Origin of the sequence: Corynebacterium macginleyi, from assembly GCF_003688935.1 — a bacterium.
Lineage (GTDB): Bacteria > Actinomycetota > Actinomycetes > Mycobacteriales > Mycobacteriaceae > Corynebacterium > Corynebacterium macginleyi.
In genome coordinates this window covers 1-22497 of record NZ_REGE01000016.1, presented here as the reverse complement: position 1 = coordinate 22497, position 22497 = coordinate 1, and the positions used below count along the sequence as shown (strand labels likewise).

The following is a 22497-nucleotide window of genomic DNA, read 5'->3' as shown; positions in this document are numbered from 1 at the left end:
CATGGTAAAGCATGTAGGAAATAAAGTCGTTCTTATTGGCGCGGGTGACGTGGGAGTCGCTTACGCTTATGCACTGGTCAACCAAAGCATTGTCGACCACCTAGCCATCATCGACATCGATGAGCGGAAGCTAGAAGGCAATATCATGGATCTCAACCACGGCGTGGTCTGGTCGCCACAGCGCACCCGTGTCACCAAGGGCACCTACGCAGATTGTGCGGACGCTGACATGGTCGTCATCTGCGCTGGCGCTGCCCAAAAGCCCGGCGAAACCCGTCTTGACTTGGTGGACAAAAACGTCAAGATCATGAACAGCATCGTCGCAGATGTCATCGCTAATGACTTCGACGGTATCTTCCTAGTTGCCTCCAACCCGGTCGATATCCTGACCTACGCGGTATGGAAGGCCTCCGGCTTTGACCATAAGCGGGTTATCGGTTCCGGTACGATTCTGGATTCCGCGCGCTTCCGCTACATGCTGGGTGAATTGGAAGGCGTGGCCCCAAAGTCCGTGCACGCCTACATCATTGGTGAACACGGCGATTCTGAGCTGCCTGCCATCTCTACCGCGAATGTCGCCGGTGTGCCCCTTTCACAGAAGCTGGAAAAAGATCCGGAATACGCCCAGCGCATTGAAAAGATCTTTGAAGAAACCCGCGATGCCGCCTATTCCATTATCGATGCAAAGGGATCAACCTCCTACGGCATTGGCATGGGGCTTGCGCGCATTACCGCCGCGATCATCCAGAACCAGGACGTCGCGCTTCCCGTCTCGGCCTACCTGCAGGGCGAGTACGGCGTGGAGGATCTCTACATTGGCACCGCGGCCATCGTGAACCGCACGGGCATCGTTCGCCCAGTAGAGCTACAGCTCAACGAGCACGAAAAGGAGCGCTTCGATATTTCTGCGAAGACACTCAATGACATTAAAGAAGAGTTCTTCGGCTAGTGCACATCGTTGCGCATAGGGGATACTCTGGGAAATACCCGGAGCTATCCCCCTTAGCTTTTGAAAAGGCCATGGAGCTTCCCATTCATGGTGTGGAGTGCGATGTGCGACTAAGCCGCGATGGCAAGGTGGTTATCCAGCATGATCCCACCTTGGAGCGAACGGCGGGGCGCGCCGGGAGGGTCTCGGCCATGGACTGGCGGGAGCTGAGCGAGGTCGACATCGGCAAGGGGCAGCGCATGATGCTTCTTGATGACCTCTTGGCCATGCTGGGGGATAAGCCCCACCACCTTTATATTGAAACCAAACATCCCTCCGGCCACGGTAGTGCCTTGGAAAAGCGGGTCATGGAACGGCTGCGTGCTGCGGGGCTCGATGAGGATCCGCGCATGCACGTTATCTCCTTTTCCCACAAAGCTATCCGGCGCATGAAGATTTTAGCGCCGCATATAGACCGCATTTACCTGCGCCGGGACTGGGAACGCCATGTTAATCGCTCGGATTTCATATGGTCGGAGCCGAGCGGCCTGGGGGTTTCCCTGCTGCGCGCCAAGATGCAAGCGGCGATTATCGGTGCGCAAGGGCTGCCTACGTATATGTGGACCGTTGATAAACCGGAGGACATGAAGTGGGCTTGGTCCAATGGCGTGGACATGCTTGCCACCAATCAGCCGGAGGTGGCCCTGCGCGCTATTGAGCTGTAGAAACAGGTATCTTGGATTTATGGCAAAGAAGAAAAAGAAACAAGAAGACCTGCCTGAGGGCATGTCCCGCCGCCAGGCGAAGCTTGCTGCCCGCGCCAAAGAGCGCGCCGCCCTGGAAAAGGATCCGCGCCCTTATAGTGGCCTTGCGGCTGAGGCTTCGCTCGTTGCCATGCAAGAGTTCGTGCCTTCCGCTGTGGCGAAGCTCGACGTGCAGGGCTGCGATAGGAACGTCTACGTCTCCACCGTCCTCCCGGGCGCCACCGCAGCGCTGATCCGCGAGGAGGAATTTGGCGGCGATGCTTTTGTGGCGCTGCAGGTGCAGTCCCATACTCACAACCCCGGCCGGGATTTGGCCTTCGCCCTGAACTGGGTCAAGAACAACGAGCCCGGCTCTACCTTAGAATCAACCGCGGCCGATGGCTCGCAGCCGGAGCTTAGTGAGCTTGTCGATGCCGCAGCCACCCTCGACATCGAAGTCCATCAGGACTTCAGCTGGTGGATTCCGGAAGGCGCACAGGTAAGCCCTGAAATATCGCAGTCCATGCGCGCCGCCAATGACTCTGTCATCGAATCCCACCAGGTGGGCAACGACATTACCGGCACCGCCTTTTGGGCCAATGCCGGCGGCGGCAAAGCGCACGTGCGCTGGGTGCGCCCGACCGGCGATGAGGCCGCATTCCTCGATGCTTTGGCGCGAGTCGCCGCGCGCGGCGAGCTGAACTTGGGCGAGGATACCAAGTTTGCCGGAGTATTCCGCACCCACGGCCTCATTGCTCCCGTCTTTGACGTGCAGCCAGAGGTTGATTACTCCTCTTACGAGGACCAGCTCGCGGGCGTAGATAAGGCCTTGGAAGAAGAAATCTCCAATGACGCGCAATTGAACGCAGAAGAGCGCAAGCAGCTAGAAAACATCAAGTCCCGCCAGGTGACGTTGCGCTAAGCGCAGCGCACCAAAGCGGCCCTTTCCTCCGCATCTTTGTGCTGGAAAGGGTCGCTTTTGCGCGTCTTGCCGCTGTGGCTACCTCGTATTTAGTAGTACAAGGGGAAGTGGGTTTATTGTATGGGGCTGATGTTTTTCCGACGGTAGCATTGTTAGTTTCCTGAATTCGCTGATGGTAGTTACCGCGATCGGCTTCTTGCAGGTGAGCACAGTCCATGAGCGCAACCGGTCAGGAGGGGGTATTCACCCACAAGTAAAGTGTCACAGTTTTCCCAGCCACTCAAACGGAACAAAAGCTGGGACACTTCAGTGCGGCAGAAGATTATGAACGCTACAGTTAAGTTCTACTTGGAACACATTCGCAAGAAATAAAAAGGACTACCGTATATGCATAGCTGGCCAATTTTTGTGCTATTCGTGCTAGGTTTTTCAATCTGTGCGGGTTTAGCAGCTATTCGCACGCCTGAGGAACCGAGACGATCACGCATCGCTGCTACTATGGCGGTCTTTTGGGCCATTCCGGCTCTTATTATTCTGGCCCTAATAGTCAAAGAAGGTTCCCAAGCCTCTTCAATCGGTGAGCTCATTGCTGTCACGGTTTATGCTTTTGCTGTATCTGTAACGGGGTCCTTACTCATCGAGAGACGTAAGAAGTGAAGTGCCCCGATTGCGTCCATTAGTGTGGTTTATCTACAACCCGGGTGAAGCTTGGCCTCGTTCCACCGAGGCACCCACATGAACGCCACGATTTCCGTCCAAGACCGTCATCCCGCTTCTAGGTACGGATGAGTTCAGTCTCGTAGGAACGGCTAACGGATTTTTGAAGTAGGGCACTGCCACAAGTGTGCCCGGTTATTTCATGGAGTCCCAGAGCTGTTGAGCGCCTTGCTCGTCCCAGAGCACGACATTGCCCACGACGGTGTCCTGGAACCCGCCAACGGGAACGGTCTCCGTAGCCACGCCGGACCCCATTGCAAGCGCCACGCGGGCAAGATGCCATACGTGATCGCCTTCGTCCACGATAAAGGAGGAGGCGGTGTGGTTAATCAGGGAAATAGACCGGAAGGGGTTAACTATAGTGGCCGGGGACGTGATCTTGTCGAGGAGCGCAGCGAAGAACTCGCGCTGGCGCTGTACTCGGTCGAGGTCGCCCATCGCGGTGGCGCGGGTGCGCACATAGCCCAGCGCATCGCTGCCCTCTAGCTTCTGGCACCCTTCTTGTAGATCGATGCCCGCTAGCGGGTCATTAATGGGCTCCGCTACGCAGATATCAACGCCGCCGACGGAATCAACCACATTGGCCAAACCACCCATGCCGATTTCGGCATAGTGGTCAATGCGCAGGCCAGTATTTCCTTCCACGGTTTGGGTGAGGAGCTTTGGCCCGCCGTAGGCAAAGGCCGCGTTGATCTTATCCATGCCGAAGCCGGGTACTTCTACGTAGCTATCGCGCGGAATCGAGACCAGTTGGGCCTGGCCGGAGCGCGGGATATGCAGGAGCATGATGGTATCGGTGCGTCCCTCGCCCACATCGCCACCGGTATTGAGCGCTTGTTGATCTTCTTCCGACAAGCCCTGGCGGGAATCGGATCCCACCAACAGCCAATTGGTGCCGGAAGTATTGGCTACCTGCTCATCAGGAAGGGCATCCACGCGGTTCAGCCGCGTATCGGCCCATAGTGCGAAGAGGAGGCTGCAGACCACGACGAAAAGGATAAAGACGCCCGCGCAGCCACCGAACTGCTTAACCGGATTGGTCTTTTTCCGGCGCCTGTGCGGCTTGGAATGGCGGCGTGGCGGCTGCTGCGATTGCTGCGGTTGGTAGCGCTGTTGCAGCTGCTGCGGTGATTGTGGCTGCGATTGCTGTGGCCGCTGTGCCGGCCGCTGTGGTGGTTGCTGCGCGGAATGCTGCTGGGCCCGGTACTGGCTGGGATAACGGGCAGGGGTTTCCTGGCGCGGGATGTGCTGTTGCGGCTCGGAACGATTCGTGCGCGGCCGACGGCGAATAGGCCGACCATAGCGGTCCTTGAGGGGACGGCCATCGGCCCCACGGACGAACTCACTGGATGAGCTATCGCCAGCGCGGCTCGCCTCCCGATGCGGATCTCGTCCTGATTCAGTCATGTGCTATACCTTACAAGGCGCCGGGCCATTCCCCCGCTTTCTCCGCGAGTAGGCCATTATTAAACCACGGAAAGGCCGAAGGAATAGCCGAGGAAAGCGATGGCATCGATAAGAAAGTGCGCGATGACAAGCGGCCACACCCGGCCGGTGCGGTGATAGTAGTAGCCGTAGATTGCGCCCATGATGATATTGCCAAAGCCAGCCGATACCCCCTGGTACAGGTGATATGAACCGCGCAGTATTGAGCTTGCCGCCAAGGCGGCCGGCAGCGACCAGCGCGCCTGGCGCAGCCTGGTCATCAGCCACATGACCACCACGGTTTCTTCCGCAAAGGCATTGGCGGCGGCCTTGATGAGGGACACTGGAATCTCTAACCACGCATTGTCGAAGTCGCCGGGAATGACCTCTTTGCTCCAGCCAATTTGTACCGCGATGGCGTATAAAACTAGACCCGGGATGCCAATGAGTGCGGCGAGCCCCGCGCCGTGCAACCAATCGCAGGCGCGGTAGGCGGCGGGCTTAATGTGGTCTTTCGCCAGCAGGAAAAGTGCTAGCGCACCATAGGCACAAAGGACCGCCGCCGAACACAATTGCAGGCCCAAATCCACCCACGCCAAGCTGGATTGGCTGGCGTTGAGCGTGACGGATTGTTCATGGAGCGGCTGCGGAGCCGCCAGCGAATTAATCAGGCGCAGCACCGCCCGGACCCCGGAAAGACCAAAGGTCAGGGTCAGGACGATGAGCAGCTCGGCGCGTAGATTCTTTGTCATGGGTGCAGGATGTGAGCGAGGCCTAAAAGTTGGGCATCGGAAAGCGTAATGCCTCCTAGATGCACACCGACGGGCGGGTGCGCCGGAATCGCCCACGGAACGGAGATGGCCGGCAATTGTGCCATGTTAAACAGCGAGGCCCACGGGGACCAACGCGTTTGGGCGGCGAAGTTTGCGTCGTGCGGAAGTGACATGAAATAACCCCGCAGTGGCGGATCCGCCGTAAGCATGGGCGTGACGATAGCGTTGACCTGCCACTGCTGTGCCAAGAGCTTCGGAAGGTCGCGGACATGGCGCTGCGCCGCGTTTAGCTCGCACGCAGAAACGGTGGCACCTTGCTGGGCCACCCAAGCCGCGTAGTCTTCTGCCTGCGGCAGAGCCGCAAAACGGGAGGTGAAGATCTTTCGAAAGTGCGCAAACGTGGCCCTCTCTTGGGGATACGGCGCAATGGCGATGACCTCGAATCCCGTGGCGCGCAGGCGATCCGCAGCCTCGCGCGCCGCCCGCAGGTGGTGGGCTTGCACTTGGGTCGCGGCAAAAAGGGGCTGCAATAACAGCCCGATGCGCGCACGCGGGGTGATCATGCGGTGGCCGTGCAGAAAGGCATTATCGGCCACCGTGCGGGTAATGAAACCCTCCGCGACAAGGTTGCTGCCTGCAGGCTTAAAGCCCACGACCCCGCAGGCCGCTGCGGGGACGCGAATGGAACCGCCGCCATCGCTGGCCTGCGCCGCGCGCACGAGACCCCGGGCTACTTGGACGGCCGCACCACCAGAAGATCCGCCCGGGGTGCGTCCTGGATAAAGGGGATTATCGGGGTGGGGAAGATCCACCGGTTCGGTATCGATGCGCAAGCCCAACTCCGGGGTGGAAGACTTGCCGATGAACGTGGCGCCCTGCTTTTCCACATCCGCGATGAACGGATCGCTGACCGTGGGATAATACGTGCGCTTGGCATTGCCTAAAGTGGTGGGCATGCCCGCGACATCGTTTAAGTCCTTGGCGGAAAGAACCCACCCGTGCAGCCGGCCCGTGCGGGCAGGCGCGCGCCGTAGATCTAGGTAGGTAAAACCATGCGCTGCGGGGCTCATGTTCTGCACATTCGCGCGGAGTCGTTCTATGGAAAAGTCCACGGCGCACCAGTCTAGTGGGCTAAGGTGACGGGCATGACTACCACCATCGCTTTTTTAGGCCCCGCTGGAACGTTTACGGAGGCGGCCGTGCACAAATTCGCCGCCGAGTGGGAAGCACGCGGGAAGACCGTGGAGACCCTCCCGGTGGATTCGCCATCAGCGGCGGTGGGGGCCGTTCGCGCCAGGCAGGCTGATTATGCCTGCGTTGCCATTGAAAATTCCGTGGACGGAGCGGTAACGACGACCTTTGACGCGCTGGTAGAAGGCGATCCCGTACAGATTTACCGCGAGGTAGATGTACCCGTTACTTTCAGCATCATGACTCGGCCGGGAACGGACAACATTAAGCGCCTAAGCACGCACCCGGTGGCCTTCCAGCAGATCCGCGGCTGGGTGGCACAGAACGCGCCGGGCGTTGAATTCGTGCCTGCAAGCTCCAATGCGGCGGCGGCTCGGGCTGTAGCGCGCGGCGAGGTCGATGCGGCGGCGGCGCCAGCGCGGGCGGCAGAAATCTTCGGCCTGGAAACTACGGCACGCGGTGTGGCCGATGTGCAGGGCGCGGCCACGCGCTTCGTCCTGGTGGGCCTGCCGGGCCGACCGACTCCGCGCACCGGCCAGGATCGCACCAGCGTTATTTTCACCCTGCCTAACCAGCCGGGAACCCTGGTAGGGGCCCTGCAAGACTTTGCCCACCGCGGGGTGGATCTCTCCCGGATTGAGTCGCGGCCGACGCGCCAGACCTTTGGCAACTACCGCTTCTACGTGGACTTGATTGGGCACATCGATGATCAGCCCGTTGCTGAAGCTCTGCGTGCGGTGTGGCTGCGGGCGGAGGAACTGTGTTTTTTGGGCTCGTGGCCTACCACGACGGCCGCCGGTCACCCGCCGCGGGACCTGGCAGAAGCGGATGCCTGGGTGGCGAGGGCGCGAATGGGTCAATAATCTGGACGCATGACTGGAAGAATCGTCCTGCTGCGCCATGGCCAAACCCATTCCAACGTCTCCCGGCTGCTTGATACGCGGCCGCCGGGGGCGGAGCTTACGGATCTTGGGCGTAACCAGGCCACGGAGGTAGGCCGGGAATTAGCAGACTTCGTGGGCGATCGGGAGGTCGAATTCAAATGCTCGATTGCACTGCGGGCGCAGCAAACCGCGACCTTGGCTGCGCGCGCTTTTGAACAGGAGCGGCACCTGCCGCGCTTTTCTATCCCCATCGATGTCATCTTGAATGTGCAGGAGATTTTCGCCGGTGATTGGGAGCTCGATGCCAGCGAGGCCGCCCACCGCAGCCACGATTCGGCCATGCGCGGCTGGTGTAATGGCGATAGCCAGGCTGCCATGGAAGGCGGCGAGCGGCTTCAAGACGTGCTCTCGCGTTTCCAGCCCGCGTTGGAAGAGATGGCGGCGCAGCTTGCCGATGACCGCGATGTCATCCTCGTCAGCCACGGCGCAGCCATCCGGGTGGTAACCAAGCACGCCACGGGCGTGGACGCGAACTTTGCCTATACCAGCTATATGCCCAATTGCCGTTTTACCGTGATGGAGCCACGCGGTAAGGAGTTCGGAGCGTGGACCCTCACCCGCTGGGCCGATATTGCGCTTTAGCCCCAGCCCAACTCGTGCAGTTCATGTTCTTCCAAACCAAAGTAATGGCCTAGCTCGTGGAAGACCGTGACCTTGACCTGCTCAGCCAAATCTTCCTCCGACGTGCTCCAGCGTTGTAGCGCACGGCGGTAAATAAAGATGGCATCGGGCAAGTACCCGGTGTGGTCGAAGGTGCGGTGGGGCAAAGCGACGCCCTCATAGAGCCCCAGCATAGTGGGAACATCGGGGTTTTCCTCTTCCACCATGATCACCAGGTTGCGCATCTTGCGCACGAATTGATCGGGCACCTGATCGAGGGCGTCGTTGACCATCTCCTCGAAGCGCTCTTCCGATACGGAATACATTTACGGTGTCGACCTTTTATCGCGAATCGGGTTGCGCGCGGGGCGTTCCTTCGGTGGGTTGCCATCGATGGATAGTGCCTGGCGGCCGCCGGTGGCGGTGCCGGTGACTGAGGAAAAGCCGCCATCATCGCGGGCGTGGACGATCGAGCAATTCACAGACTTGGTGCCGCCATTCCACGACTCTTCAGACACGGTGCCCCAGAACGGCTGCAGCGTGGATTGATAGAGTTGCTCTTCCCCACCCAGATAGTCTTCAGCTGCAGCAGTGCAGGAATCCGAGAGGAATTTATCCATCTCGTTGCCATCTGGGTAAGCGTTCTGGAACTTTTTGCCCAGATCGATGACGGATACCGTCTCTAGCTGGTGCGGTTGGCCGCAGTCGACGACGTGCGGTACCTGGTGATCATCGATGGCCAAGCATTCGCCCGGCTTAGCCAGATTGGCCTGCTCGGAAGCCTCGACATTGCCGGTGGTCAATTGTGGCACGCCGTGATCATCGGTGGTTTGTAGTCCACACAGCAAGGTGCGGTCACCTTTCTTCCACGCAGATTCCGGCGGGAGAATGGAGGCAATATCGTATTTGCCGTGCGGATCCCACTTGCTGTGCAGGTAGCTCACCGTGGCGGATTCGCAGAGCTCATCGCGCAGCTGGTGTTGGCGGATAAGCGTGGGCCGCGAGGCATCCGGGCCGAATTCACTGGTGGGGTAGACGCTGAGGTTCTCCACGGCGGAGACCTCAAAGCGGTGCTGTTCCGAGCATTCCACTTCCTTGAAGGAAGCAGCAGAGCCATCCTCGTTGATATCCCACGTCACGCAGGATCTAGCGGAAGCGGAGGTAAAAGGCTCCGTCTTCGCATCAGAGGATCTCGCGCCACCCGCGCTACCCTTAGTGGACCGCTCGGAAGCGGCCGTATTATCGCCTCCGGGAGATTCGTGGTTGCTAACAATGCCGTAGATACCCATGAAAACGGCCGCCGCGATTGCTGAGATCAAGGCAGTCTGGACGGCCACAGCGGAACGCCAGGCAGGTGATTTCTTCATAAGGCCCACCATCCTACCTTTTAAGCAGGGTCTTTTCTAGATTGAGGTATCCCGGGAAACGCGGGTGCTCAGGTGGTATCTATCGGTGCGGTAGACCGAGGAACACCATTCCACGGGCTTGTCACCGGAGCGGGAACAGCGCACGATGTGCAGCAGAGGGCAACCTACGGGGACATCGAGAAGCAGGGCAATTTCCTCATCGGCGGCAATGGCGGATACGGTCTGGTCCGCGTCCGTGATAGGTACGCCGAACGTTTTATCCAAAATCGAGTACACCGAATTATAGGTGTCATTTTCCAGCAGGCTTGGTGCAAAAGTGGAGTTGTACCAGCCGTCGTCGATTGAGTAGGGTTCGCCATCGCCCAAGCGCAGTCGGCGCAAATGAATCTGCTCCTCGGTGGCAGGGGTACCAAAGAAGTTGGCGGCCGCATCCGGTGCGCTACCACGGCCGCTGCGGAGAATCTTGGAAGAAGCCACCACATCCTGGGCGTTCATTTCATCAGAAAAAGAAGCTAAGTGCAGGCGCGAAACCAAGGGATTGGGGGCGACGAAGGTTCCCTTACCGCGCACGCGGCGCAATTTACCGGCGGCTACGAGATCCCCGATGGCCCGGCGTACCGTGATACGGGAGACGCCATAAGTTTCCTCCAGGATCCTCTCACCGGGAAGGATATCACCGGGGCTCAATGTGGTATTACATAATTCCTCCAGAATATCGTGCAATTGGGCATGCTTAGGGGTGGGGCCCTCGCTGATTGCGCGGGCCGGTAAATCTAGGTAGGGCATAATTTCATAGTAATTCTCTGGTTATTACCACCGCAAGGCAATGGCAGTGCGCTAGAATCAGTTCTGTGATTGATCTCAAGCTACTTCGTGAAAACCCAGACGTTGTCCGCGCCTCTCAGGTCACCCGTGGGGAAGACCCCTCGCTCGTGGATCAGCTCCTTGCTGCCGATGAGAAGCGTCGCCTTGCCATCCAGAAAGCTGATGAGGTACGTTCCCAGCAGAAATCCCTGGGCAAGCAGATTGGTCAGGCCTCCCCAGAAGAGCGTCCGGCGTTGCTGGAAGGTGCAGAAGAACTCAAGGCCAAGGTGAAGGAGGCGGAAGAGGTTCGATCCGCCGCTGAGGCCACGGTGGAAGAGCTGCAGTACAAGATCGATAACGTCGTTGAAGGGGCCCCTGCCGGCGGGGAAGACGACTTTGTTCTCGTGGAAGAAATAGGCGAGATCCCGCACTTTGATTTCGAACCCAAGGACCACCTTGAACTCGGCGAGTCCCTGGGATTAATTGACGTCAAGCGCGGTGCGAAAGTCAGCGGTGCCCGCTTTTACTACCTCACCGGCGATGGTGCATTCCTACAGCTGGGCATGCTCATGCTGGCGGCGCAGAAAGCACGGGAAGCCGGTTTCCAGTTGATGATTCCTCCCGTTTTGGTGCGCCCAGAGATCATGTCCGGTACAGGCTTTTTGGGCCAGCACTCCGATGAGGTTTACTACCTCCCGGCCGATGATCACTACCTCGTGGGCACCTCCGAAGTTGCGCTTGCCGGCTACCATAAGGATGAAATCATCGATCTGTCCAATGGCCCCTTGCAGTACGCCGGTTGGTCCTCCTGTTTCCGCCGGGAGGCCGGTTCTCACGGTAGGGACACCCGTGGCATCCTGCGCGTGCACCAATTCGACAAGCTGGAAATGTTTGTCTACTGCAAGCCGGAAGACGCCGAGGATATGCACCGCAAACTCCTCGATATGGAAAAGGAGATGCTGGCTGCGATGGAATTGCCGTACCGTACCATCGACATCGCCGGCGGTGACTTGGGCTCTTCGGCAGCCCGCAAATTTGATAACGAGGCGTGGGTGCCAACCCAGGGTAGGTACCGCGAGCTGACCTCCACCTCCAACTGCACTACCTTCCAGGCGCGCCGTTTGTCCATCCGTTACCGCGATGAGAACGGAAAGACACAAGTAGCAGCCACCTTGAACGGCACCTTGGCAACCACCCGCTGGATCGTGGCGATTTTAGAAAATCACCAACAAGCCGATGGCTCCGTGATTGTTCCGAAGGCACTGCGCCCATTCGTGGGTAAGGATGTTCTCACACCGCAGTAGCCTGCGGAGCAAAACTAAAGGAGCGCCATGAACGCTGCGACGAATTTCTTTTACCGCCAGATAACCCACGTGGGGCGCTGCCTTACCTGGGCGCAAGGTCTGCAGATGCGCTTGTCGGGGGAGGAGAATATTCCCGCGGACGGCGGTGCCGTCCTCGTGTGTAATCACACCGGGTATATGGATTTTCTGTTCGGTGCCTTTATTCCCTATCGTAAGAAGCGTTTGGTGCGTTTTCTGGCCAAGGCCAGCATCTTTAGTGCCCCAGGTGTGGGCGCCCTAATGCGCGCTATGGGGCATGTGCCGGTAGACCGCATCGATGGCAAAGATTCCCTGTGCCAAGCCGTGGAGCTTGCCCAGGCTGGCGAGCTCGTCGGTGTGTTTTCTGAAGGTACGATTTCCCGGAGTTTTGAAATCCGCAGCATGAAAATCGGCGCCTCCCGCATCGCTTGTGAAGCGGGCGTACCGGTTATCCCGCAGGTAATATTTGGCTCGCAGCGCCTGTGGACGAAGGGCCACAAGAAGAAGTTGGGCCGCACCAAGACTCCGGTTTTTATTAGCGCGCTTGAACCCTACTACCCTACTGGGGATCCAGAAGCGGATACCGCAGAAATCCGCCGCCGCATGCAGGAAGCCTTAGAAGGGCTCTGGGAGGAGTACGAAGCGGAGTTTGGGCCCATGCCCGCAGGCGCATACTGGGTTCCCGCGCGTAAGGGTGGTTCCGCGCCGACCTTGGAAGAGGCCGAGGCACACGATGTGGAGGTAGAAACTGAGCGGCACCGAGTGCGTCGTTTGCGTGATGACTTGGTAGGACTCAAAGACCGCATTTCCGTCTCCACTGTCGAACTCGTACGCAACCACATGACCTCTGCTAAAGGGAAGGCAGAGCAGGAAGGTGAGGAGAAGCACGAAAAGAAGCACATTGCGGCGGATACCTTGGAGTGGGTCAAGACCAATCTCAACGCTGTGGTAGAAGAAGCAACCCGTGGCTTGGATGAAGGCAAGGATAAGATCGCCGATGTCATGGCTCAGTTGAAGACCGATGTGGCGCAGGCACAGGCGTCTATTGCCGCAAGTAGCAAGGATATCTGGGAAGGATCCGTCGTAGAGCAGGGATTGCTCGCCGCGGCTACCCAATCGCGCCTCATCGTCTCCCGTTTACCGCACCGGCTCAAGGCCCAGTTTTCTGCTATCCCACGCGTAGTGGTAGCACATCAAAGCACGCTGAACTGGGAAGACGATGCCCTGACCCCGCGGTTGAAAGCGGCGCTAGAAAGTATCTACCCTGCGGCAGAGGTGCTTATTTTGGTCTCCTGCGATTTAGATGTTGATGTACCGCAGGCGGTGTGGCATATCCAGATTGATGAAGACGCCGAAAATCCGATCCTTGACAAAGAAGCGATGAGGGTAACCTCGGCCACGGCCGCCGCTGGCGTGGACTGCATCTTGGATGATTTGGAAGCCGAGCCGAGCGAGGCATTGGTCTTTGGCAATGAGCCAGGGGACGAAGAATTTTTGAATCACATCCCGGTCGTTGCCCTCGAGACCGCGCCGATTGAGGTGGTCAAGGAGGCGCAGGCTGTAACGTATTCCGCTGAGCGCGCAGGTGTGTCCGAGGTTTTGGAAGCAATGGCCCGGTTGCAAAAAAATTAAGCGCGTGCAAACGTTGGAGTTGGCACCCCCGTGAGGGGGTGTTTTTCTTTTTGGCCAGCTAATGAAAAAGCGGAAATTGACTGCTTACGGGACCGGAATCTACGTGTGAGTAACCTCTAGTGAATGTTTAACTGGTGACCTCTACCATAAGAGATAGGAGATATTGGCTCTACTTTTTAGTAGTGTAATAGTCGCCGGAATGAATCATCCAAAATTTGCTTTAAGCTGTGCTTACGCCATCTCATGCATTGTTTGTCTGAGCAAGCACACATGAGCACTAAGGAAGGAGATGCGGTCTCTAATGACCCAGCAAAGCAATCAATCCTTTAACCCCGAGTATTTCGAAAATGTATGGAAAGGCTACGCGGATGAGGACTACGACGTCGTCATCATTGGCGGTGGCTCCGTGGGTGCCGGCGCGGCACTGGATGCAGCAACCCGCGGTTTAAAGACCGCAGTACTGGAGTCCCGCGACTTCGCTGCAGGTACTTCCTCCCGCTCCTCCAAGATGTTCCATGGTGGACTGCGCTACCTTGCAATGTTTGACTTCCGCCTCGTTGCAGAGTCTTTGAAAGAGCGGGAGCTCAACATGTCCACGTTGGCTCCCCACCTGGTTAAGCCGCTGAAGTTCATTTTCCCGCTCACCCACCACGTATGGGAGCGCGTCATGATGTTCGGCGGCTTTACCCTTTATGACCTCATGGGTGGTGCAAAGAGCGTGCCGATGCAAAAGCATCTCACCCGCAAGGGTGTCCTCAAGGTCACCCCTGGCCTGAAGGAAGATGCCATCGTCGGCGGTGTGCGTTACTACGATACTTTGGTGGATGATGCCCGCCACACCATGACCGTGCTGCGCAGCTCCGCCGAGTACGGAGCCGATGTGCGCACCAATACCGAGGTTATCGGTTTTGACAAGGACCGCGGTGGCCGCGTAGTGGGTGCCAAGGTTCGCGATACCGCCACCGGCCGTGAGGCCACTGTGCGCGGTAAGGTCTTCATTAACGCTACCGGTGTGTGGAATGACAAGATCCAGGAGCTGGCCGGCGTGGCCGGCAAGTTCACCGTCCATGCTTCCAAGGGTGTGCATATCGTTGTACCAAAGGATGCTTTGGATGCAGAAGCAGCGCTGTGCTTCGTGACTGAAAAGTCCGTCCTCTTCGTCATCCCATGGGGCGATTATTGGATCATCGGCACCACCGATACCGACTGGGAAAAGGGCCTGTCCCTTCCGGATCCAGCCCCCACCAAGGCGGATATTGACTACATCCTGGATGAAGTCAATCAGCGCGTGCGCCGTCAGATCACCCGCGTTGACATTGTCGGTGTCTACTCCGGCTTGCGGCCGCTGCTATCCGGTAAGTCCGACTCCACCACCAACCTGTCCCGTAACCATGCCGTGGCTCGCGTGGCCCCGGGTTTGGTTTCCGTTGCCGGTGGTAAGTACACCACCTACCGCGTCATCGGCAAGGATGCCGTTGACCTGGCCGTGGAAGAACTCAGTGGCAAGGTGCCAGAGTCCATTACCGAGCACACCCCGATCCTGGGTGCTGCTGGTTATCACGCGCTCGCTAACCAGGTTTCTGCCCTGGCCCGTCGCTATAACCTGAGCGAAGACTTCATCGAGCACCTGCTCGGCCGCTACGGCTCGCTCCTGGGCGAGGTTCTGGCTCCCGCGCAGGATGAGGAGTCCTTGTTGGAGCCTGTGCCTGGCGCTGAAACCTACCTCTGGGCTGAGGTGCGCTACGCCGTTACCCACGAGGGTGCGCTGCATTTGGAGGACATTTTGGCCCGTCGCCTCCGAGTTGCCATCGAGTTCGGTGACCGTGGCGTCAAGGCAGCTAAGGCGGTTGCAGACTTCGTTGCTCCGCTGCTGGGGTGGAGCGATGAAGACAAGCAGCGCGAGGTGGATGCCTTCACCAAGCACACCGAGGCAGAGCTGGCCGCTGAGGCGGCTGTGACCGACCGCGAAGCGAACGACATTCTGGTCCGCGCTGGCTCCGCTCGTCCGACCGAGACTGAAGGATAAGGGGAGACGCTAATGGCTGGATCTGATGTATTTGTGTGGGAGTTTATCGGCACCACACTGCTGCTACTTCTTGGTAACGGTGTGTGCGCGCTGGTAACCCTCCGCACTTCGGGTGCTCGTGGCTCCGACTGGCTTGTTATTGCTTTAGGTTGGGGCATGGCTGTGTTTGTCGGCGCCAGCGTCGCCGACCCCTCTGGTGGCCACATGAACCCTGCGGTAACGCTCATGCTCGCGGTCAATGGTTCGCTAGAGTGGAACCTGGTTCCGTTCTACGTACTGGGCCAAATCCTGGGTGCTATGTTCGGTGCGTTTTTGGCCTGGGCCGCATTCAAGCAGCTCTTCGATGCGAATAACTACGACGAAGAGGGCAATGTCACCGGAGCCAATTCTCAAACCGCGGGAATCTTCTTCACAGCGCCCGCACACTCACACAATGGTTGGAATACGGTAACCGAGTTCATCGCAACCTCCGTATTGTTGATGTTCATTGTCTTCGGTCCTGCCGGTGGTGAGTTGGGACCATTGAGCTACTTCGGCGTAGCGTTCGTCGTTGTCGCTGTCGGCCTGTCCCTAGGTACCCCTACGGGATACGCCATCAACCCGATTCGTGACTTGGGACCGCGTTTGATGTACGCCTTCGTCCTGCCTATTAAGGACAAGGGCAGCGCCAACTGGGGCTATGCATGGGTGCCGATCGTTGGCCCGCTGCTTTCGGCCGTCGCCGTTGGCCTATTGTCCATTGCGCTTTAATCCAACCTCTATATAGGAGAAATTACACACATGAGTGATAAGAAATACGTCGCAGCTATTGACCAGGGAACCACCTCAACTCGCTGCATCATCTTCAACCACGACGGTGACCAGGTATCTGTAGGTCAGCTCGAGCACAAGCAGATTTTTCCAGAGAAGGGTTGGGTAGAACACGACCCCCAGGAAATTTGGAGCAATACCCGCCGCGCCGTAGGGGAGGCGTTGGCCAATGGCGATATAACGGTAGAAGATATCGACTCCGTCGGTATCACCAACCAGCGCGAGACCACCGTGGTGTGGGACAAGAACACCGGTGAGCCCGTCTACAACGCCATTGTCTGGCAGGACACCCGCACCTCCGCCATCTGTAAGGAACTAGCGGGTGAAGAGGGACCGGATAAGTGGCGTCTGCGCACCGGCCTGTTGATCAACTCCTATCCGGCAGGCCCGAAGGTCAAGTGGATTCTTGACAATGTTGAGGGTGCCCGGGAACGCGCGGAAAAGGGCGATCTGCTCTTCGGCACCATTGACTCCTGGCTATTGTGGAACCTGACCGGCGGTGCTGAAGGAGACGGCGACAAAGAGGCGCTGCACGCAACGGACGTGACGAATGCTTCGCGTACGCTGCTCATGGACATCAAAAAGCTAGAGTGGGACGAAGAGCTGTGCAAGGAGATGGGCATCCCGATGTCCATGCTGCCGGAGATTCGCCCATCGCTGGGTGATTTCCGCACCGTCCGCGAGCGCGGTTCCCTCGCCGGTGTACCAATTCGCGCCATCTTGGGTGACCAGCAGTCCGCTATGTTCGGCCAGGGCTGCTTCCGCGCAGGTTCGGCCAAGAACACTTACGGCACTGGTCTCTTCTTGCTGCTGAATACCGGTACTACCCCGAAGTTCTCCGATAACGGCCTGTTGACCACCGTCTGCTTCCAACGCGAGGGCGAGCGCCCCGTATACGCATTGGAAGGCTCGGTATCCATGGGCGGCTCCCTGGTGCAGTGGCTGCGCGATAACTTGCAGCTCATCCCGAATTCCTCTGCCATCGAGAACTTGGCCCGTGAGGCTAAGGACAATGGCGGCGTTTATATCGTCCCGGCATTCTCCGGCCTCTTCGCCCCGCACTGGCGTTCCGATGCCCGCGGCGTCATCGTGGGCCTGACCCGCTTTGCCAACCGCGGACACCTGGCGCGCGCGGTTCTTGAAGCAACCGCTTACCAGACCCGTGACGTGGCAGACGCCATGGTGGCGGACTCCGGCGTGGAGGTCACCGAGTTGCGCGTGGATGGTGGCATGACCACCAACGAGCTGCTCATGCAGTTCCAGGCTGATATCTTGGGTGTGGAGGTACACCGCCCGAAGAATGTTGAGACCACCGCAACCGGCGCCGCTGTTGCTGCCGGTTTAGATAATGGCTTCTGGGACGATCTCAGTATCCTAGATTCCCAGCGTGGTGATCTCACCGTATTCAAGCCCAAGATGGAGCAAGAAGAGGTGGACTACCTCTACGGTGAATGGAAGCGCGCTATTAAGCGTTCTTTGAACTGGGAAGACTCCGAAGAAGATGAGTTGAGCTTCTAAGTCCTGAAGTAAACTTGCGGGTATGGATACTTTCCCTACCCGCGCCCCTCGGCTCATCGCGAGCGATATTGATGGCACCCTGCTGGACCGCAATCATCGCGTCCCGCGTCGCAACCGCGACGCAGTGGCGCGGGCGGTGCAGCAGGGTGCTTATTTTGCTTTATCCACCGGCAGACCTTTCCGCTGGATAGAGCCGGTATTGGAACAGCTCCCGGTGCGCCCGGTGTGTGTTACTTCAAATGGGGCGGTGCTTTATGATTCGGCGGAAGACCGCGTGTTGTCCGCGCACGAGCTTTACCCGGCCGCGCTAGAGGAGGTGGTGACGGTAGCGCAGCGCGTCCTTGGCGCCGTTGGTTTTGGCGCAGAGCGGGCGGGCGGCTCGCTTGCCGATGCCCCCGAGGAGCTCTTCGTGGTCGACCCTCACTACTCAGAAAACGCCTTATTTGAGGGCTTCGGTGTCGTCAGCGTGGGTGAGCTGGTGGCGCAGCCCGTGGTCAAGCTACTTATCCGCAATACGGATTACCGTGCACCGGAACTCTACGATTTGATTGCTCCCCATATTGATCCGGAGCTGGCGCATATTACCTACTCCATGCAGGAGGGTGTGTTAGAAGTCGGGGCCCCTCATGTCACTAAACGCCGAGGCGTGGAGTGGTTGGCAAAACAGCATGGGATAGCGCGGGAAGAAACCATTGCTTTTGGCGATATGCCCAACGATATTGAGATGCTCGCGTGGGCCGGTTGCGGGGTGGCAATGGAAAATGCACTCGCGGCGGTGAAGGCAGCCGCCGATGCGGTCACCACGGCCAACCACCAGGCGGGTGTAGCAAAGGTATTGGAGCGCTGGTTCTAACATCGCTCCGCGCGGGTTAGTCGGTGTAGATGTCTACCTTTTCGGTATCCGTGTTGTAGACAATCTCGCCGCCCTGGAACTGGACGAGGATTTCTTTGCCGTTCTTTATCTCATTTGTGGTGGGCAGGCCGAGTTTGGAGAAGTTATTGTTCTCTGCCCACTTCTTAGCAATCTCCCCGGTCAGCGCCTTTGCACCTGTGTCCTCGGAGGAGAGTACTACACCGTTTTGGAAGAGCTGGTAGGTAATCTTGCCGGAATCGGTGGTATCTGGTCCACCGACGGCGAGTCCTAAGACTGGGCCAAAGGCGTTCAGGACGGCTGTCCAGGATTCCCTGAGGCCTTTGTCACCAGAAAGCTGCACAACCTTGCTGACGATATTCGGAATATCGCCGGCGGTCAGATGACCCGCAATCTTCTTATCAGCATCCGGCTGCGTCACACGGTCATTGGCAACCAGGACTCCGAATACGGCAGCGGCGATGTTAGCCAAGGCCTGGATGGTCGATACCGGAGCATCCACCCCTCCGATAGAGGAGGTGGTTTCTCCTGAGGCGGAATGACCGCTCTTACTCGTTGGTGAGGTCTTATCCCAGTTCATTGCAGCAGAGTTCCCGCCAGCTTTGACTGCGTCGTACTTCTTCTTGGTGTTATCGCGGATCTGCTTCCAGTGCTGCGTGGTGTAGCGACCCGGGCACTGGGTGTAGTGGAAATCATTGTGCCCGCTGAAGGCAGGCACGGTTGCCTGCGCGCCGGCTGCATAGCGGGATCCGCCAAAGCCGTCGGAGGTCAGGGTAGCAGTACCCGAGGGATCGACGTTAGAGATGGCTGACTTCCATCCGGCAATCTCTGCCACCGAGTTCAGCATCTTCTGTGACGGCTCTTCAATGTCGTAGTTCCCGATCATGGAAATACCCCAGTTGTGGGAGTTGAAGCCACCAACGTGCGCGCCTTGGACAGCCTTGTCGAGTCCCCCGTAGCGGCCTTCGTAGATGGTGCCGAACTTATCCACGAGCACGTTGTATCCAATATCGCACCAGCCCAGGTTCTGTGCGTGGTACACGTAGGCCGCGCGAACCTGCGCGGCGGCCTGCGCCGGGGTGTACTCATTGGAACCCGCGGTGTGGTGCAGCGTCATCGCCTTGATGCCGTCATCGTAGGTGGGTTGCTGGCAGCGTTTGGATTCATCTGCGCCCCACCCAGAGCGCGAGACTACCTTTGGCATGCCATCGGTGGCGGCAGTGGGTTCAATGACTTGGCCCTCTTGGGCATTGCCATCCATAAAGACGGCATTCAGATCCGACACGGTCGTGCGGCCGGTGTTGTTCTCATCAGCTACAGGGGCGATAGCGCCGACGTTATAAGGCAGGGGGGCGGCGCGGTTGGTATCCGCAGCGTCGGCTGCTTTATCGAGTAATTCTGCATTGTCATCCAGGTTGGAACCGGTTACGAGGTCCACATTGGCCATGAACACCTGTACATCGTTGGTATCGCCTACATAAATAAGCTCGGTGCCGTTTTTGCCCTCGTTGTAGTTCATGGCGTCCATATCAAACCACTCGCTCCACGAGCCGTCTTTCTGCTTGGAACGGACGAAAGAATGCACGTCCCGTTTGCCTTCCCAGGTTACGGCAAACATATTGAACGGTTCGTCGCGGTGGAAGTGTTTGACGGCGCGTGGTCCGTCGCCATCGCCCTGTGCTGCCACGGCGGGATCATCCACCACGACGGATTCGGCGTCGCTAAAGTTTGCAGAGGCATTTTTAACCTCGATAGGTGCGGCGGAATGGGAGTCCTGGGTTTTGAGGACCTGTTGGCCGCCGAATGCGGACACCGCGACGATGGCAATGGAGGAAACCGTCGCGATGACGGGTGTGGTCCACGGTGATCTCGTGGGGACTAGTCGACGTCGTTGTTTCACTCTATTCTCCCTGGGTTGAGTTGATGCCGATGTAGTTGTAAAAACGGTTGCCAATAGTTAACAGTTGATAGCGATGCTACGAGTGTTGCAACTGTGAATCTTGTTGCGACACGCCGATGTCCGGTGTTCCTCGCTGGAGTGCAATAAAGTGGAAACTATGACTTCTTATGACCTCATCGTTGTTGGTTCCGGATTTTTTGGCCTGACCGTTGCGGAAAGGGCAGCTAGCCAGCTGGGAAAGAAGGTGCTCATCATCGAGCGACGCGACCACCTGGGCGGCAATGCCTACTCCGAGGCAGATCCCACCACCGGAATCGAGGTGCACAAATACGGCGCGCACCTCTTCCACACCTCCAATAAGCGCGTGTGGGAGTACTGCAACCAGTTCACCGATTTCACCGACTACCAGCACCGCGTCTTTGCCATGCACGATGGCACCGCCTACCAATTCCCCATGGGGCTGGGGCTTATTAACCAGTTCTTCGGTCGCTACTACTCGCCCGATGAGGCTCGCGAGTTAATCAAAAACCAGGCCGGCGAGTTCTCAGTGGATGAGGCCAAGAATCTAGAAGAGAAGGCCATCGCCCTTATCGGCCGCCCGCTTTATGAGGCTTTTATCCGTGATTACACCGCTAAGCAGTGGCAAACCGACCCAAAGGACCTGCCAGCCAGCAATATCACCCGCCTGCCAGTGCGCTACACATTCAATAACCGCTACTTCAACGACACCTACGAAGGCTTGCCCGTTGACGGCTATGCGGCGTGGTTAGAAAACATGGCGGATCATGAAAACATCACGGTCCGCCTGGAGACCGATTGGTTCGATGTCCGGGAGGATCTGCGCGCTAAATCCCCTGATGCTCCCGTTATCTACACCGGTCCGCTGGATCGTTATTTCGACTTCGCCGAAGGCGAGCTAGGTTGGCGCACCCTGGACTTCGACCTCGAGGTACTCGACACCGGCGATTTCCAAGGCACGCCGGTGATGAACTACAACGATGCCGACGTGGACTTCACCCGCATTCACGAGTTCCGTCATTTCCACCCAGAGCGCAAGGACCGTTACCCTTCCGATAAGACAGTTATTATGAAGGAATATTCGCGCTTTGCCGATAAAGGCGATGAGCCGTATTACCCCATTAACACCCCGGAGGATCGCTCCAAGCTGGAGGCGTATCGCAAATTGGCCGCTCAAGAAGCCAAGGAGAACAAGGTGCTGTTCGGCGGCCGCTTGGGTACCTACCAGTACTTAGATATGCACATGGCGATCGGCGCCGCGTTGTCCCTATTTGATAATAAGCTCGTGCCCTTCTGGAACGAGGGTAAGGCCATAGAGCAAGCGCGCGGCCACTAAGAGCTGCTAATCTGTTCTACGCGAGCTATGCTTGGTTACCTCACAGGTTAGGAGGTGACGGCATGGCACAACGCAAGAAATACACCAAGCTTGGGCACGCGGACCGCAGCATGTGGAAGATGTCCCCAGAGCGGCTTCAGGAGCATTTGAAGCTGCGCAGCCGCGCAACACGAATTCCCAATAAGAAAAAGCAGCAAGCAAAGAAGGCCTGCCGGAACACCCGGCGGGCCTTTCCGCTGCATAACGCCCCGAACATGAGTGCTCGTATTGCTCAATAGGTCCAGCACAGGAACGCATTTTCATGGCGTTTATTCAGCCTGAAGCCCAAATAAGGGTTAAGGGTTTCAAGGGGATGCGGACATTTTCAGGAATCTTCAGAGCAGCAGCTTGCGTCGGCGTTAATTGATGCTTAATCCGCTGAACTCAAGGGGCCCGACCTCCGATCTGTCCACTTTCCGGGGGTCGGGCCCTATTCTTTCAGAGAATTTTCTTGGTCTGGCGGCAACAGGTGTTAGGTGTGAGTTGTTATGTCCATGAGGTTTTTGGACTTGGAGTCTAGCTACTTTTTGGACTTGGAGTCTAGGGACTTTGTGGACGTGGAGTCTCCCCGCTTTTTGGACGGGGAGTCCACTGAGTTTTTGTACTGGTGC

General features: G+C 58.0%; 20 protein-coding genes. 13 read left to right on the top strand and 7 right to left on the bottom strand.

The genetic code is table 11. The features are described 5' to 3' along the window. Position 1: 1 nt before the first annotated feature. Genes D9V82_RS09555 through D9V82_RS09545 form a run of 3 tightly spaced genes read left to right on the top strand, consistent with a single transcriptional unit; the run spans position 2 to position 2593 of the window. On the top strand, positions 2 to 949 hold the full coding sequence (locus D9V82_RS09555) for an L-lactate dehydrogenase (protein ID WP_121912167.1): 948 nt from the start codon (positions 2 to 4) through the stop codon (positions 947 to 949). Then, on the top strand, positions 949 to 1653 hold the full coding sequence (locus tag D9V82_RS09550) for a glycerophosphodiester phosphodiesterase family protein (protein ID WP_121912166.1): 705 nt from the start codon (positions 949 to 951) through the stop codon (positions 1651 to 1653). Before D9V82_RS09555 ends, D9V82_RS09550 begins: the two co-directional genes overlap by 1 nt. 19 nt (positions 1654 to 1672) lie before the next feature. Then, complete coding sequence (locus D9V82_RS09545) at positions 1673 to 2593, top strand: DUF5926 family protein (protein WP_121912165.1); 921 nt, start codon at positions 1673 to 1675, stop codon at positions 2591 to 2593. Positions 2594 to 3445: 852 nt separating this feature from the next. Here the strand turns inward: D9V82_RS09545 and D9V82_RS09535 are convergent. From D9V82_RS09535 to D9V82_RS09525, 3 genes are read right to left on the bottom strand one after another with little or no spacing between them, the layout of a single operon-like run. Beyond that, a complete protein-coding gene (locus tag D9V82_RS09535; RefSeq protein WP_121912163.1) occupies positions 3446 to 4717 on the bottom strand; it encodes an LCP family protein in 1272 nt (423 codons plus the stop codon). 59 nt (positions 4718 to 4776) lie between these two features. Then, positions 4777 to 5487: a CPBP family intramembrane glutamic endopeptidase gene (locus D9V82_RS09530; protein ID WP_121912162.1), complete on the bottom strand. Its 711-nt coding sequence runs from the start codon at positions 5485 to 5487 to the stop codon at positions 4777 to 4779. Further along, on the bottom strand, positions 5484 to 6620 hold the full coding sequence (locus tag D9V82_RS09525) for an amidase (protein ID WP_121912161.1): 1137 nt from the start codon (positions 6618 to 6620) through the stop codon (positions 5484 to 5486). Before D9V82_RS09525 ends, D9V82_RS09530 begins: the two co-directional genes overlap by 4 nt. A 33-nt stretch (positions 6621 to 6653) precedes the next feature. Here D9V82_RS09525 and pheA point away from each other — a divergent pair, with 33 nt between their 5' ends. Continuing rightward, a complete protein-coding gene (gene pheA / locus D9V82_RS09520; RefSeq protein ID WP_121912160.1) occupies positions 6654 to 7562 on the top strand; it encodes a prephenate dehydratase in 909 nt (302 codons plus the stop codon). A gap of 9 nt (positions 7563 to 7571) precedes the next feature. Continuing rightward, the gene (locus tag D9V82_RS09515) at positions 7572 to 8225 is read left to right on the top strand and encodes a histidine phosphatase family protein (RefSeq protein WP_121912159.1); all 654 of its coding nucleotides are present in this window, start codon (positions 7572 to 7574) and stop codon (positions 8223 to 8225) included. Here the strand turns inward: D9V82_RS09515 and D9V82_RS09510 are convergent. From D9V82_RS09510 to D9V82_RS09500, 3 genes are read right to left on the bottom strand one after another with little or no spacing between them, the layout of a single operon-like run. After that, positions 8222 to 8569 (bottom strand): metallopeptidase family protein, encoded by a 348-nt coding sequence (locus D9V82_RS09510; RefSeq protein WP_121912158.1) that lies wholly within the window; start codon positions 8567 to 8569, stop codon positions 8222 to 8224. The two genes, D9V82_RS09515 and D9V82_RS09510, sit on opposite strands and share 4 nt — an antisense overlap. Continuing rightward, entirely contained in the window at positions 8570 to 9610 is a 1041-nt protein-coding gene (locus D9V82_RS09505) for a septum formation family protein (RefSeq protein WP_121912186.1), read from the bottom strand. Positions 9611 to 9646: 36 nt separating this feature from the next. Next, complete coding sequence (locus D9V82_RS09500) at positions 9647 to 10396, bottom strand: GntR family transcriptional regulator (protein WP_121912157.1); 750 nt, start codon at positions 10394 to 10396, stop codon at positions 9647 to 9649. A gap of 65 nt (positions 10397 to 10461) precedes the next feature. Here D9V82_RS09500 and serS point away from each other — a divergent pair, with 65 nt between their 5' ends. The 6 genes from serS to D9V82_RS09470 all read left to right on the top strand — a co-directional run bounded on the left by serS (position 10462) and on the right by D9V82_RS09470 (position 18575). Further along, the gene (gene serS, locus D9V82_RS09495; RefSeq protein WP_121912156.1) at positions 10462 to 11718 is read left to right on the top strand and encodes a serine--tRNA ligase; all 1257 of its coding nucleotides are present in this window, start codon (positions 10462 to 10464) and stop codon (positions 11716 to 11718) included. A 27-nt stretch (positions 11719 to 11745) separates the two neighbouring features. Beyond that, positions 11746 to 13368 carry a lysophospholipid acyltransferase family protein gene (locus D9V82_RS09490; RefSeq protein ID WP_121912155.1) on the top strand — a complete coding sequence of 541 codons (1623 nt, stop codon included), beginning with the start codon at positions 11746 to 11748 and terminating at the stop codon, positions 13366 to 13368. Between the two features lie 301 nt (positions 13369 to 13669). Beyond that, complete coding sequence (locus tag D9V82_RS09485) at positions 13670 to 15394, top strand: glycerol-3-phosphate dehydrogenase/oxidase (protein ID WP_121912154.1); 1725 nt, start codon at positions 13670 to 13672, stop codon at positions 15392 to 15394. A 12-nt stretch (positions 15395 to 15406) separates the two neighbouring features. Beyond that, complete coding sequence (locus D9V82_RS09480; protein ID WP_121912153.1) at positions 15407 to 16144, top strand: MIP/aquaporin family protein; 738 nt, start codon at positions 15407 to 15409, stop codon at positions 16142 to 16144. Between the two features lie 30 nt (positions 16145 to 16174). Continuing rightward, complete coding sequence (gene glpK, locus D9V82_RS09475; RefSeq protein WP_121912152.1) at positions 16175 to 17722, top strand: glycerol kinase GlpK; 1548 nt, start codon at positions 16175 to 16177, stop codon at positions 17720 to 17722. Between the two features lie 22 nt (positions 17723 to 17744). Next, positions 17745 to 18575 (top strand): HAD family hydrolase, encoded by an 831-nt coding sequence (locus D9V82_RS09470; RefSeq protein WP_121912151.1) that lies wholly within the window; start codon positions 17745 to 17747, stop codon positions 18573 to 18575. Positions 18576 to 18591: 16 nt separating this feature from the next. Here D9V82_RS09470 and D9V82_RS09465 read toward each other — a convergent pair whose 3' ends face one another. Then, positions 18592 to 20493: an N-acetylmuramoyl-L-alanine amidase gene (locus D9V82_RS09465; protein ID WP_121912150.1), complete on the bottom strand. Its 1902-nt coding sequence runs from the start codon at positions 20491 to 20493 to the stop codon at positions 18592 to 18594. Positions 20494 to 20650: 157 nt separating this feature from the next. Between D9V82_RS09465 and glf the strand changes: the two genes are divergently transcribed. Beyond that, positions 20651 to 21847: a UDP-galactopyranose mutase gene (glf, locus tag D9V82_RS09460; protein WP_121912149.1), complete on the top strand. Its 1197-nt coding sequence runs from the start codon at positions 20651 to 20653 to the stop codon at positions 21845 to 21847. A 62-nt stretch (positions 21848 to 21909) separates the two neighbouring features. Next, positions 21910 to 22125 carry a hypothetical protein gene (locus D9V82_RS09455; RefSeq protein WP_121912148.1) on the top strand — a complete coding sequence of 72 codons (216 nt, stop codon included), beginning with the start codon at positions 21910 to 21912 and terminating at the stop codon, positions 22123 to 22125. Positions 22126 to 22497 lie beyond the last annotated feature (372 nt).

Coding starts and splice junctions, on each gene's coding strand:
- D9V82_RS09555 (WP_121912167.1), top strand. CDS start 2: ATGGTAAAGCATGTAGGAAATAAAGTCGTTCTTATTGGCGCGGGTGAC.
- D9V82_RS09545 (WP_121912165.1), top strand. CDS start 1,673: ATGGCAAAGAAGAAAAAGAAACAAGAAGACCTGCCTGAGGGCATGTCC.
- D9V82_RS09535 (WP_121912163.1), bottom strand. CDS start 4,717: ATGACTGAATCAGGACGAGATCCGCATCGGGAGGCGAGCCGCGCTGGC.
- D9V82_RS09530 (WP_121912162.1), bottom strand. CDS start 5,487: ATGACAAAGAATCTACGCGCCGAGCTGCTCATCGTCCTGACCCTGACC.
- pheA (WP_121912160.1), top strand. CDS start 6,654: ATGACTACCACCATCGCTTTTTTAGGCCCCGCTGGAACGTTTACGGAG.
- D9V82_RS09515 (WP_121912159.1), top strand. CDS start 7,572: ATGACTGGAAGAATCGTCCTGCTGCGCCATGGCCAAACCCATTCCAAC.
- D9V82_RS09510 (WP_121912158.1), bottom strand. CDS start 8,569: ATGTATTCCGTATCGGAAGAGCGCTTCGAGGAGATGGTCAACGACGCC.
- D9V82_RS09505 (WP_121912186.1), bottom strand. CDS start 9,610: ATGAAGAAATCACCTGCCTGGCGTTCCGCTGTGGCCGTCCAGACTGCC.
- D9V82_RS09500 (WP_121912157.1), bottom strand. CDS start 10,396: ATGCCCTACCTAGATTTACCGGCCCGCGCAATCAGCGAGGGCCCCACC.
- D9V82_RS09490 (WP_121912155.1), top strand. CDS start 11,746: ATGAACGCTGCGACGAATTTCTTTTACCGCCAGATAACCCACGTGGGG.
- D9V82_RS09485 (WP_121912154.1), top strand. CDS start 13,670: ATGACCCAGCAAAGCAATCAATCCTTTAACCCCGAGTATTTCGAAAAT.
- D9V82_RS09480 (WP_121912153.1), top strand. CDS start 15,407: ATGGCTGGATCTGATGTATTTGTGTGGGAGTTTATCGGCACCACACTG.
- glpK (WP_121912152.1), top strand. CDS start 16,175: ATGAGTGATAAGAAATACGTCGCAGCTATTGACCAGGGAACCACCTCA.
- D9V82_RS09470 (WP_121912151.1), top strand. CDS start 17,745: ATGGATACTTTCCCTACCCGCGCCCCTCGGCTCATCGCGAGCGATATT.
- glf (WP_121912149.1), top strand. CDS start 20,651: ATGACTTCTTATGACCTCATCGTTGTTGGTTCCGGATTTTTTGGCCTG.
- D9V82_RS09455 (WP_121912148.1), top strand. CDS start 21,910: ATGGCACAACGCAAGAAATACACCAAGCTTGGGCACGCGGACCGCAGC.